Here is a 12,019-nt window from a genome sequence, read left to right as displayed (position 1 = left end):
TGCACTAAAAGAGGACCATCCAGCAGTAATAGATGGCAAAAAACGAAAGGAATAAAATACCCGCATATGTCAGGTATTGCAATCCCTTTTTTGGTCTAAGAGCAGAAGGCAGATCATGACTCATTACGTTCTTCAGATTCATAAATCCTACCACCGGCGCCAATACAAAGGAAATAAAGGTAGCCAATGCTACCAATAGCCCCATATTTGCTCCAAAAGCTGAAAGTACCACAAAATTTACCAGGGCAAGGATAATAACTCCCGAGGCATAAAACCTTCTTCCGGAAAAGTTCTTGTCTTTAGGAGTAAGCAACCCCACAATGTCCAGACTTACCCTGGCGATTGCATCATGGGCGGTCATACAGGTACTGAACATAGTAGCAAAAGCCGATACTGCAATAAAAATGTATGCCCAGTTTCCTATATGTGTAGTAAATAATTGTACTACCTGATCGGCAAAAATAGTCGCATTACCACTTAGTTCGGTATTGGATCCATAGAGCGTCATCCAACCTATGACCAAAAAGAATATCGCCAGTAATGCGGTTAAAAAATAACCCGAATTAAACTCTTGCAGTGCCTCTTTTAAAGAGGGCTTGGTGCCGCTGATTTTGTATTTCTCCAGGCTCCAAAGACTCAGCCAACTACTGGCTTCTACCGCAGTCGGCATCCAGCCTATAAGACCTATTAGGAACAAAATGCCTACTTCGTTAAAAATTTCGGGACGTTCAAAATTGGCAACTGGGGTAATTTGCCCTTTAAATACAACCAGTGCGGTGGTCACCAATAGGGCAGTAAACAAAATGGATACCACAAATTTCAATGATGTTTCCAAAAACCTGTACCGCCCGATGATAAGGATAGTACTAATAAGTACAAACAGCCCCAAAGCAACAGTACTGACCCCTATGTTGGAAATGTCGAAAAGATTTATAAAGAGGCCGGCGGTAACAACATACAAGGCAGCGAGAATGGTGAAAGTCGTCACTAATGTAATAATCGCGTAAAGCCATAAATATCCTTTGCCCCTGTTTAAGTACCCCTCAATCAGACTTTTTCCTGTGACATTGGTATATCTGATACCAAATTCAAAAAAGGGATATTTAAATATATTGGCCAGAACAATCGGGATTACCATAATCCAGCCGTATTGAGCTCCGGCTTTAGTAGATAGAACAAGATGGGAAGTTCCTATGGCCATGCTGGCAAAAAGCAACCCGGGCCCCAGATTTTTTAATAGCGTTTTTAGTTGCGACATGGAAGGTTAAATTGAATTTCCGAAAATAACAATTTATTTCTTAGCCAGAGTTTAGAACATTTTATCTGCCATATTGCTATAACTAGTATTATTTATTCCCTTATTACTCAATTACCACTTTTTCGCCAAAGAATTTTGGCTGGGTATTTAGAACCAAATCTACAAATACCTTTACCCTGGCAAGATATTCTCTAAATTTAACTTTACGCCCTTGCTGTCCTTTTACGTCAACGGCGTTGAATCCAATGGCTGTCAGGCCTTTTTTACCAGCAATAAAGATGGCGCGTTTGTTATGGAATTTCTGCGAAATTACGGTGACACTATCCAATCCAAATATAACCTTTGCCCTGACCATAGAATCCAGGGTTCGGAAACCCGCATAGTCAAGGAAGATTTTCTCCCCCGGAATGCCCCCGGAAACAAGATCTTTTTTAAAAGTGGTAGGTTCGTTATAATATTTACTCCCATTATCACCACTGACCAGGACAAAATCTATTTTACCGGCTTTATATAAGGCAATTGTGGCATTTATTCTGTTGGCATAATAAGGATTGGCATGGCCACTCGAAAGCTTCTTTGAAGTACCCAGAACAAGGCCAACTTTATTTTTTGGAACACTATCGATATCGTTATAGGTCTTCCCATCTGCAGAAAACTCAATAATGAGATTGGAGAGCAAAACCATTAATACCGGGGTAATAATGGTAATCAGGAGTGCATAACGATATTTTTTCTTCATTTTATCTCAAATGGAAGATTAAAAGTAAACAACGGGGGGAATTTTTAATGCTTATCCCGTTAAGGATAAATTAAATTAGCATTCAGCAGGGGTTTTAACCATCCAGTGCCTGAATTCAGGTATACATCTCTGCAATTTCTGCCTTAAACTTCTCTCGTATAACCCGTCTCTTGAGTTTTAGTGTAGGGGTTAACTCTGCCTCGGAATTATCTTCGTGCACGGGTAACCAGGGAGAGGAAATAAGCCGGAATTTTTTAATTTGTTCAATATGATTAAACTCTGGATTATAAGAATCTAAAACCTTCTGATATTTGGCTAGCACCTTTTTATTCTGAATCATTTCATTAAGGGTAGTCCATGCTATCTTTTTATGCAAGCACCAGTTTTTAAGGGCTTCTTCTGCAGGGACTACCAGGGCAGAGACAAATTTTTGTTTGTCACCTATAACCATCATCTGCTCTATAAGAAAATCTTCTTTAATTCTATTTTCAATTGGAGCCGGGGCAACATATTTGCCTCCGGAAGTTTTTAAAAGTTCTTTCTTCCTGTCTGTTATCTTAAGAAATTCTCTGCCACCCGGGCCAATAACCATTTTGCCTATATCCCCTGTACAGAACCATTTCTTACCGTCAATTTCTTTGAATACCCGTGCGTTGATTTCAGGTTTCTTGTAGTATCCAACCATTACATTTGGCCCAAAAGCCAATATTTCACCTTCGTCTTCTTTGTAATTACCTGAACTTTTGTCTATAAATAGCTCCACCCCATTGACGGCATAACCTACGGTTCCTAATAAAGTGCCATTTGGTTCCATGGTATTACCGGTAAGGGTAGGTGAAGTTTCTGTCAGGCCATAGGCCTCTTTTATATTAATTCCTGCGGCACAAAAAACCCGTAAGATTTTTAAAGGACAAGGCGCTGCTCCGGTAACAATCATCCGAATGTTTCCACCCAGGGCCGCTCGCCATTTGCTAAAAATCAGTTTATCTGCAACAGACCATTTAATGTTGGCCAATAAAGAGCGTTTTTGACCAATTTCAAAATTATCGGTTAGCTTGAGTGCCCAAAAGAAAAGCTTTCTTTTACTACCTTCAAGAGACAAGCCCTTGTTGTAAATTGCTTCGTAAATCTTTTCGAGTAGTCTTGGCACAGTGGTAAAAATCACCGGTTTAACGCTGGCTAAATCACCTTCAGGACCACTGAGATTATCAGTGCCACAATGGTATACAGATGCTGCCTTATAACAGTAAACGAAAGAAACGGCACGCTCGTAAATATGGCACATTGGGAGGAAACTTAGAACTTTTTCACCCGGGTTTAAATTGACGACTTCTGAAGTTGCCACTACTACATGCATCACATTACTGTGTTTAAGCATCACACCCTTGGGATGGCCGGTTGTTCCTGAGGTGTATATAATGGTTACAAGATTGTCTCCTGTTATTGTATTTTTAATTCTTTCTACCTCTTTCAGCAGTGTTGTATCAAAAATATCTTCCCAGAATGGCCTGCCAGGGCTCTTATCGAAGGTATATATATGACTTAGCTCCGGTAGATTTATCTGAGCGGCAGATAGCTTATCAAAGAGATCAAGCCCTCCGCAGAAGGCTACTTTTACCTCTGCTTCGTTAAGAATATATTCGTATTCCCCTGAACTTATGGTGGGGTACATAGGGATACTAATTAAACCAGCCATTTGGATGGCATAATCCATAATAAGCCATTCCGGCCTGTTCTTGTAAGCTACAAGGGCTACTTTATCACCGGCTTGAAGCCCCAATTTAACGAGGCCTGAAGCTGCCTTTTCTGCACTGTCTACAAGTTCTTGTGTACTATAGGATTGCCATTGGCCGGAAGCATCCCTGGCACTTATTGCTTTTTGCAGCGGGTTCTGCTCCAACTGGTTGTAAAGGAGGTCGAAAAGTCTGGTCATTGGTTTGGTTATTGATAATCTCCTCTGAATTTACAAAATAATTCCAATTCCGGGTTACGAAATAATAGCTATTCGAACATCAGGCTAACGAATTCGGCTACACAAGCTGGCTTCTTACTATCCTTAATTTCTACCGTGCAGTGCCAGGTAATTTTAAGTCCATTACCTCTGTATTCTTCAATAGACTGCACAATACAATTGAGCCTTAGAAAGCTGTCTACGATAACCGGACTCGGAAACCGCACTTTATTGAGGCCGTAGTTAATTCCCATTTTAACCGAGTTGACTTTTAGCACATCTCCCAGGAGTTTCGATATTAGTGATACAGACATAAAACCATGGGCAATTGTCTTTTTAAAAGGGGAGTCCCTTTTGGCTTTTTCCACATCGGTATGTATCCATTGAAAATCTGTAGTGGCTTTGGCAAAGTCATTGATCATTTCCTGTGTAATCTGCATCCAATCTCCTAAGGGGAGCGACTTGCCTTCTAATTCGCGAAACTGTTTAAAATTTTCTAATTCTAACTTAGCCATAATTCCTTATTTAACGTGAGACTCCGCCATCTATGGTGAGGCAAATGCCCGAAATAAATTTGGCTTCGTCAGAGGCCAGGTAAAGATAACCATACGCTATATCTATGGGCTGAGCAACCGTTTTAAGTGGAATACTTGCCTTGATGGTTTCAAAATGTTCTTCAGGGATTTTCTTTACCATATCGGTCATCGTAAACCCCGGAGCTATGGCATTGGCCGTAATACCGTGTTTGCCAAACTCTACAGTCCATGTTTTAGACATTGCTATTACCCCGGCCTTGGTGGCGGCGTAATTGGTTTGTCCAAAATTACCTCTCAGGCCTACATTGGAAGCAGCACTTACAATTCTACCATATTTATTGCTCTTCATATAGGGTACTGCTGCCTGGGTGCAAATAAAAACACCTTTTAAATTGACATCAATAACAGCATCCCATTCTTCTTCACTCATTTTTTCGAGCGTACGGTCCCTGGTAATCCCTGCATTGTTAATCAGGATATCTATTTTACCGTGTTGATCATTGACTTGCTTAAAGAGTTGCTCTATTGCTGGCCTATCGGTCACTGATACAGCATGATATTCTGCTGTTCCTTTGTTATTGTTGATGCCGTCTGCCACCTCCTGGCCCTGAGCCAGAAGATCTACAATAATAACTGTTGCTCCCTCTTTGGCAAAAAGTTCTGATACTGCCTGTCCAATGCCCCGGGCACCGCCGGTGACAATCGCTACTTTGTTCTTTAATCTCATAGTATAATTACTGTGTTTATGTCATTAGCTTTTTAAGATATTTCTATTCTATTTCTACCACTAACTTCCCCTGAGCCTTTCTCTTCATCATAAATTCGAGCGCTTTTGAGGTATCCTCCAAGGGATATTTTTTATGGATGTGCGGGGTAAGTTTCCCTTCCTTATACCAATTCATTAATGTAAGTGTATTTTCCATATTTGCCTTTGGGTGGCGCATGGCAAAACCACCCCAGAAGACCCCAACGACGGATGCTCCTTTTAATAAAGGTAAATTCAATGGCATTTTAGGAATGCTGCCTGCAGCAAAACCCACTACCAGGTACCTGCCCTTCCAGGCTATTCCTCTGAAAGCTGCTTCGGAATAATCACCTCCAACAGGGTCATAAATCACATTTGCTCCTTTGTTCTTTGTAAGTGCTTTAATGGTAGTTTTTAAATCCTCCTTTTCGTAATTGATGGTCAGGTCTGCACCATAAGATGTGCATAACTCCAACTTTTCATCTGTAGATGCAGCGGCAATAACCGTGGCTCCCATTAGTTTCCCTAATTCAACTGCTGCCAGGCCCACCCCGCCTGAAGCTCCAAGTACAAGCAATGTTTCACCATTTTTTAGTTTTGCACGGTCTTTAAGGGCGTGAAATGAGGTGCCATAAGCCATCATAAATGATGCTGCAACAGCGTAATCCATATTTTTGGGCTTGCGGAAACAGGCATTGGAAGGAACCACTACTTCCTGGGCCAAAGCCCCAAACGGCACAAAACCAAATACCTCATCACCAGGTGAGAGATGTTTTACTTCATCTCCAACAGCGATAACGATACCCGCCAGATCGCTGCCGGGAGTAAATGGTAACTCCGGTTTAAATTGATATAATCCCTGAATAATCAAAGTATCGGGAAAATTCAACCCACAGGCTTTTACCCGCACCAGTACTTCTTTTGGCCCTGGTTTTGGACTTGCCAAATCTTCCAGCACTAAGAAAGAGGGAGGGCCATAAGCTTTACATAAAATCGCTTTCATAATTTACTCTTCAATTACTTTTAACACGAGCTTGCCTAGTTTTTCACCCGAAAACAGTCGGGTATACGTTTCCGGGAAGTTGGCTATCCCATCATAAACAGCCTCTTTGCTTTTGAGTTTTTGTTCGGCCATCCATTTGCCCATTTGGGCTGCTGCTTCGCCATACCTGTCTGCCCAATCAAAAACCACCATTCCCTGCATGCTTGCACGGTTTACCAATAAAGACAAATAATTGCTCGGGCCTTTTACCGCCGTGGTATTGTTGTATTGTGAGATGGCTCCACAGATAACCACTCTGGCGTGCATTCTTAACCTGCCCAGGGCAATATTAAGAATTTCACCTCCCACATTGTCAAAGTAGACATCCAGTCCTTTAGGACATTCTTCTTTTAGCCTGCTTTTTACATCTTCATTTTTATAATCAATAGCTGCATCAAATCCCAGTTCTTCCACTATATATTTACATTTATCAGCACCTCCGGCTATTCCAATTACAGTGCAGCCTTTAATTTTAGCAATCTGCCCTACAATACTACCTACAGCACCTGCCGCACCCGAGACTACTACGATATCACCCTCTTTTATTTTACCCACTTCCAGTATCCCAAAATAGGCGGTCATGCCGGGCATACCAAGGGTGCCAATGTAAGTAGGAAGGGGTGCTAACTTTGGATCTACCTGGTAATAACCTTTGCCATCGGACACGGTATATTGCTGTACACCGCCATTACCAGAGACGAAATCGCCAACTTTAAATTTCGGATGGTTCTTTGAATCTATTACCTCCCCTACAGAACCAGCCCGCATTACAGAACCTATTTCCATTGGGGCAATGTAAGACCTGACATTATTCATCCACCCTCTCATGGCCGGGTCCAGAGAAATATAATGCTGTCGAATTAATATTTCACCTTCTTTAATTTCTGGAATAGGGTTACTTACTAATGACCATGTCGAAGCATCTGCTTCGCCCACTGGTCTTTTAACAAATAGGAGTTGCTTATTCATAATTTATTTTTGTTTAGCAGCTTTATTTTTATTCGAAAAACTTTCTACATATGCTTCCAATTTGGTTCTTATTTCTGGTTTCCACCACAAAGTAGCTGCTTCTTTCAGGGAATTTTTGGCATCTAAATCCAGTTTATCCAACCAGTGTTTTCTGAGTTTGTTTTTGGTATTGCGCCATATTTGAGTATCTGCTTTAAGATAATGCTGCATCTTGTTCTCTGCTGCACTCAACACTTCTTCTAATGGCAGCAATTCATCTACGAGTCCTGCGGAGAGGGCCTCCGAAGCAGTTAGTAATTTCCCTTCCAGGATATACCTGCTGGCCAGGCCTTCACCCATCCAAAATGCATAAGCTTCTGTTAGATTTTGAGAAATCTGAATATTTACGGCGACCTCGTTGAGGCCAATACGATATTGATCTCCTGTGGCCATAAATCTGTTATCACAAGTTACGGCCAAAACACATCCTCCTGCCGGAGAATGGCCGGTTATTGCTGCTATTAGCGGTTTAGAAAACTGTACAAGTTCCAGGTACAGGCTACCAAAGGCCTCAAAAAAATCATTGATCTGGGTATGATCATAGCGGATTAATTCGATTAAATCCAAACCTGCAGAAAAATAATGTGGCTGACCGCTCAGGATAGCACCTTTTATAGCTGGATCATTCTCTATATCCTTAATTACCTGGCGAAGTTCCTGGACCATTTCGTAATTGATGGCATTGACCTTCCCGCGATGCATCTGTACGATGATATAATCCTGTCTTCTGGTAAGTTGTAATGTGTTCATCTCTTCTACTATTGTTCAACTAAATTAATGATGTTCCCCCATCCAGAATAATAGTCTGGCCGGTGATATATTTGGTTTTATCTGAAGCCAACCAGGCAATAGCCTCCGCAATTTCTGAAGCTTCCCCAAACCTGTCCATTGGGATCAGTTTTTTTAATGTATCGCCCATTTCAGGCTTGTTACCTATTAGCTTATCTAAAAGTGGAGATTGTGTATATCCCGGACAAATTGCATTGATTCTAATATTCTTGCGCCCATATTCTAATGCAGCAGATTTGGTCATTCCCACTACGGCAAATTTGCTGGCACTGTAAGACAGGTTGTATCCCGATGGCTTTAGACCAGCCAGGGAGGCTATATTGATAATATTTCCATAACCCTGTTTCATCATTTGCTGTAATGCCGTTTTCATGCAATAGAATACACCTGTCTGGTTTACGGCAATTACATTATGCCAATCTTCGTTGGTGTGTTCTGCAGTTTTTCTCTGGTGCTCTCCGCCAATTCCGGCATTATTTACCATAACGTCTATTTGGTTATGATCTGCTACTGTTTCGGAAACCAGCGCTGCTACTTCCGTGAATTGAGTAACATCTGTTTGTTTCGCCCAGGCCTGGCCACCAGATTTTGTTATTTCATTAACTACCGCTTCTACCTTGGACAGGTCTATATCTGATGCTATAACTTTTGCTCCCTGGGCAGATAATAGTTTAGCAGTGGCCGCTCCAATACCGCTCCCTGCTCCACTGACAATAATGACTTTATTATTTAATTCCATATGTCAGGCCTTAACTTTTTTAGAGCTATATGAGCTACTTAAAGGGTTAATTATCATGTTATTTATTATGATCATTAGTACAAGTCGTCTATTTTATTTTTTTGAATTGCCTGCCAGGCGGTTTGGCAACATAGGGCCGCTGTTTTGTTCAAATTTGCAAATCGCTTGTCGCTGGTATGCCCGTGTTTATATCGGTAATAAATTTGCTGTGCAATCACGGCGATTTTAAAAAGGCCATAGGCAAAATAGAATGTCAGGTGATCTACGTTTCTTCCACTCTTAAGTGCATATTGATGTACAATCTCTGTTCTTGACGGATTGCCTGGCATCATGGTAGGGGAGGGGAGACCGTGTTTTACAAAATCGGCATCATCGCTGGTGATCCAATACCCCAGAGAGGTACCCAGGTCCATGAGCGGATCTCCCAGGGTACACATTTCCCAATCCAGGATGGCGGCAACCTTACCCCATTGGTTATCGGTAAAAACGATATTGTCGTACTTAAAGTCGTTGTGAATAAGACTGTACTGATAGGCTTTTGGTTGATGTTCTTCCATCCAGGCCATTACCTTGTGAGCTGCGGTAACATCTTCGGTTGCAGCAGCAAGGTATTGCCTGCCCCAATTGGTTACTTGCCGTGCTACATATCCCTGAGGTTTGCCCAGATCGCCAAGGCGGGCTGCCTCATAGTCGAGCTGATGTAATGCTACAAAAGTATCTAACCAGGTATCTGAAATGGTTATAAATTCTGATGGAGTAATTTTAAGTTTGGCGGCCTCATTTGCCGTTAAAATTATGCCTTCCACTTTTTCCATAATATAGAAAGGTGCACCAATTATGTCCTTGTCTTCACAATGGACAAATACTTTTGGGGACTTATCAAAAACGCCTTTTAAATTGTCTAATACCTTAAATTCTCTTCCCATATCATGTCCCCTTTTGGGGGCAGAAAACGGGGGTCTTCGAAGTACATATTCTTTATTTTCAATTTTTAACAGGTAGGTCAGATTAGAATAGCCATTGTAAAATTGATGTACTTCAATTGGGCTGCTTGTTGCATCGATTAATTGATGCTCCAACAAATACTGCTTCAGGTTTTCTTCCTGAAGTTCTTCTCCTTCGAGCACAGTCCTGGTAAGATCTTTTGAAGCCATGGCCAAACTTATAAATACTTTTTAATAGTGTTTTTGCCTAACTGACTCAAATGAACTTCATCCGGGCCATCTGCCAGGCGCAAGGTTCTGGCCGAAGCATAAAAATGGGCCAGGGGGGTGTCACCACTGACTCCCTTACCGCCCATAATTTGTATGGCCCTGTCTATAACCCTTAAGGCCATATTTGGGGCAACTATTTTAATCATGGCAATAAGATCTTTGGCTTCTTTATTACCCACCTTATCCATTTTATCTGCAGCAGATAGTACCAATAGTCTGGCCTGCTGAATTTCACAGGCAGAATTTGCAATTTCCTGGCGAATACTGCTGTAGGTGTCCAGGGTTCTGCCAAACGGACTGCGCTCTGAGGCGCGTACAGACATTAGTTCGAGCGAACGTTGTGCCATCCCAATTAATCGCATACAGTGATGAATCCTACCTGGCCCCAGTCTCCCCTGAGCAATTTCAAAACCTTTGCCTTCAGTAAGGAGGAGGTTAGATTTAGGTACGCGTACCTGGTCTAATATTATTTCCGCATGGCCCTCCGGGGAGTCGTTGTAACCAAAAACGCTAAGCGGTCTTACTACCTTAAGACCAGGGGTGTCCATAGGTACTAAAATCATACTTTGTTGCAGGTGTCTTTGAGCGGTAAAATCTGTTTTGCCCATTACTATGCAGATTTTACAATGGGGGTCCATAGCGCCCGAAGACCACCATTTTCTACCCGTAATTACATACTCATCCCCATCTGCAACGATAGCAGTTTCAATATTGGTGGCATCGGAAGAAGCCACCTGGGGTTCTGTCATCAAAAATGCAGAGCGAATAGTGCCCTGCATCAGGGGTTGCAACCAATCTTTTTGCTGTTGTGGGCTACCATATTTGGCAAGCACTTCCATATTCCCGGTATCTGGTGGACTGCAATTAAAAATTTCTGAACACCAGAGTATTCTACCCATTATTTCAGCAAGAGGTGCGTATTCCAGATTGGAGAGCCCGGGGCTGAGTTCCCCATAGTTTTTGGGAAGAAATAGGTTCCATAATCCCGCATCTTTTGCTTTCTCTTTTAAACTTTCGAGGCCGGGCCATTTGGTCCAGGCGTTCTCAGGATTGTGGTGGAATGCATTTACTTCTTCCTCCACCGGGGCTATATGTGCAGCGATAAAACTCTTCAGTCTTTGCTGTAGTTGAATCGACTTCTCACTATAATCAAAATTCATATTCTTTTCGTTTACTTAATCATTGCATTATCCGGCAACCATATACCCTCCGTCTGCAGTATAGACTCCGCCAGTCATGTAAGAACCGGCTTCCGAGGCCAGGAGCATGACCAATCCGGCCATTTCTTCCGGGGCTGCAATTCTTTGTAGTGGCAGCGCCTTGGTAAATCTGTTTACCAAATTTTCATCAGCCCAAAGCCCTTCACTAAATTTTGTCTTTATAAGCCCGGGGCAAATTACATTAGCTCTAACTCCGTGGCGGCCCCATTCTTTAGCCTGATTTTTGGTTAGCATGATCAGAGCCGATTTGGTAGCGCTGTATAAGCCCAACCCAAATCCAGGCCGCAACCCTTCTACTGAGGATATATTAATAATACTACCCGCGCCTTGTTGCTTCATATGGGGTAATGCAAGATTGGAAAGTATCCAGGGGGCCTTAACATTTACCTCCATGATCTTGTCAAAAACCAACTCGTCAGAACCTTCTAAGGGGCCGTAATAAGGGTTTATGGCAGCATTGTTTACCAGGATGTCTATGCTCCCATAGGTTTCCAGAGTTTTATCAATTAATCTCTTACGTTGCTCAGCATCACCAATATGGCACTGAATGCCGGTGGCTTCTAAACCGGCATTTTTAAACTCTGCCGCTACTGCATCAACTGCCTCTTGCTTTCTGCTGCTGATCACTACTTTTGCCCCATTTTCTGCAAGACCCCTGGCAATAGACTTACCAATTCCCTTGCTAGAGCCTGTAATGATGGCCACTTTGCCGTTTAAATTAAATCTGGATGTAATGGTACTCATAGTTTTGTCGAATGAATTTTATAAAAAGGGATAC

12 protein-coding genes are annotated in these 12,019 nt (G+C 42.1%); all 12 read right to left on the bottom strand.

What is annotated here, in order from left to right; genetic code table 11:
- Positions 1-4 precede the first annotated feature (4 nt).
- Positions 5-1,258 (bottom strand): NRAMP family divalent metal transporter, encoded by a 1,254-nt coding sequence (locus J1G40_RS08110; RefSeq protein WP_265242117.1) that lies wholly within the window; start codon positions 1,256-1,258, stop codon positions 5-7.
- A gap of 103 nt (positions 1,259-1,361) precedes the next feature.
- The gene (locus tag J1G40_RS08105) at positions 1,362-1,997 is read right to left on the bottom strand and encodes a vancomycin high temperature exclusion protein (RefSeq protein ID WP_265242116.1); all 636 of its coding nucleotides are present in this window, start codon (positions 1,995-1,997) and stop codon (positions 1,362-1,364) included.
- A gap of 115 nt (positions 1,998-2,112) precedes the next feature.
- On the bottom strand, positions 2,113-3,930 hold the full coding sequence (locus J1G40_RS08100) for an AMP-dependent synthetase/ligase (RefSeq protein ID WP_265242115.1): 1,818 nt from the start codon (positions 3,928-3,930) through the stop codon (positions 2,113-2,115).
- A 68-nt stretch (positions 3,931-3,998) separates the two neighbouring features.
- Positions 3,999-4,463 carry a MaoC family dehydratase gene (locus J1G40_RS08095; protein ID WP_265242114.1) on the bottom strand — a complete coding sequence of 155 codons (465 nt, stop codon included), beginning with the start codon at positions 4,461-4,463 and terminating at the stop codon, positions 3,999-4,001.
- Positions 4,464-4,473: 10 nt separating this feature from the next.
- Complete coding sequence (locus tag J1G40_RS08090; RefSeq protein WP_265242113.1) at positions 4,474-5,211, bottom strand: SDR family NAD(P)-dependent oxidoreductase; 738 nt, start codon at positions 5,209-5,211, stop codon at positions 4,474-4,476.
- Positions 5,212-5,254: 43 nt separating this feature from the next.
- Positions 5,255-6,232, bottom strand: a complete 978-nt coding sequence (locus J1G40_RS08085) for an NADPH:quinone oxidoreductase family protein (RefSeq protein WP_265242112.1) — start codon at positions 6,230-6,232, stop codon at positions 5,255-5,257.
- Between the two features lie 3 nt (positions 6,233-6,235).
- Entirely contained in the window at positions 6,236-7,243 is a 1,008-nt protein-coding gene (locus tag J1G40_RS08080; protein WP_414855664.1) for an NADP-dependent oxidoreductase, read from the bottom strand.
- A complete protein-coding gene (locus J1G40_RS08075; protein WP_265242110.1) occupies positions 7,244-8,029 on the bottom strand; it encodes an enoyl-CoA hydratase/isomerase family protein in 786 nt (261 codons plus the stop codon).
- 19 nt (positions 8,030-8,048) lie between these two features.
- On the bottom strand, positions 8,049-8,807 hold the full coding sequence (locus tag J1G40_RS08070) for an SDR family NAD(P)-dependent oxidoreductase (RefSeq protein WP_265242109.1): 759 nt from the start codon (positions 8,805-8,807) through the stop codon (positions 8,049-8,051).
- Between the two features lie 74 nt (positions 8,808-8,881).
- Positions 8,882-9,961, bottom strand: coding sequence for a phosphotransferase family protein (locus J1G40_RS08065; protein ID WP_265242108.1), 1,080 nt, complete (start codon positions 9,959-9,961; stop codon positions 8,882-8,884).
- 8 nt (positions 9,962-9,969) lie between these two features.
- A complete protein-coding gene (locus J1G40_RS08060; RefSeq protein ID WP_265242107.1) occupies positions 9,970-11,181 on the bottom strand; it encodes an acyl-CoA dehydrogenase family protein in 1,212 nt (403 codons plus the stop codon).
- 27 nt (positions 11,182-11,208) lie between these two features.
- The gene (locus J1G40_RS08055) at positions 11,209-11,985 is read right to left on the bottom strand and encodes a glucose 1-dehydrogenase (protein WP_265242106.1); all 777 of its coding nucleotides are present in this window, start codon (positions 11,983-11,985) and stop codon (positions 11,209-11,211) included.
- Positions 11,986-12,019: the final 34 nt, after the last annotated feature.

This window comes from Muriicola sp. Z0-33 (assembly GCF_026126425.1).
GTDB lineage: Bacteria > Bacteroidota > Bacteroidia > Flavobacteriales > Flavobacteriaceae > JAFMPW01.
This window is presented reverse-complemented; position numbering and strand designations above follow the sequence as displayed.

Excerpts from the sequence above, each read along its gene's own strand:
- J1G40_RS08085 (WP_265242112.1), bottom strand. The coding sequence starts at position 6,232 with ATGAAAGCGATTTTATGTAAAGCTTATGGCCCTCCCTCTTTCTTAGTG.
- J1G40_RS08095 (WP_265242114.1), bottom strand. The coding sequence starts at position 4,463 with ATGGCTAAGTTAGAATTAGAAAATTTTAAACAGTTTCGCGAATTAGAA.
- J1G40_RS08105 (WP_265242116.1), bottom strand. The coding sequence starts at position 1,997 with ATGAAGAAAAAATATCGTTATGCACTCCTGATTACCATTATTACCCCG.
- J1G40_RS08090 (WP_265242113.1), bottom strand. The coding sequence starts at position 5,211 with ATGAGATTAAAGAACAAAGTAGCGATTGTCACCGGCGGTGCCCGGGGC.
- J1G40_RS08100 (WP_265242115.1), bottom strand. The coding sequence starts at position 3,930 with ATGACCAGACTTTTCGACCTCCTTTACAACCAGTTGGAGCAGAACCCG.
- J1G40_RS08060 (WP_265242107.1), bottom strand. The coding sequence starts at position 11,181 with ATGAATTTTGATTATAGTGAGAAGTCGATTCAACTACAGCAAAGACTG.
- J1G40_RS08110 (WP_265242117.1), bottom strand. The coding sequence starts at position 1,258 with ATGTCGCAACTAAAAACGCTATTAAAAAATCTGGGGCCCGGGTTGCTT.
- J1G40_RS08065 (WP_265242108.1), bottom strand. The coding sequence starts at position 9,961 with ATGGCTTCAAAAGATCTTACCAGGACTGTGCTCGAAGGAGAAGAACTT.
- J1G40_RS08055 (WP_265242106.1), bottom strand. The coding sequence starts at position 11,985 with ATGAGTACCATTACATCCAGATTTAATTTAAACGGCAAAGTGGCCATC.
- J1G40_RS08070 (WP_265242109.1), bottom strand. The coding sequence starts at position 8,807 with ATGGAATTAAATAATAAAGTCATTATTGTCAGTGGAGCAGGGAGCGGT.
- J1G40_RS08075 (WP_265242110.1), bottom strand. The coding sequence starts at position 8,029 with ATGAACACATTACAACTTACCAGAAGACAGGATTATATCATCGTACAG.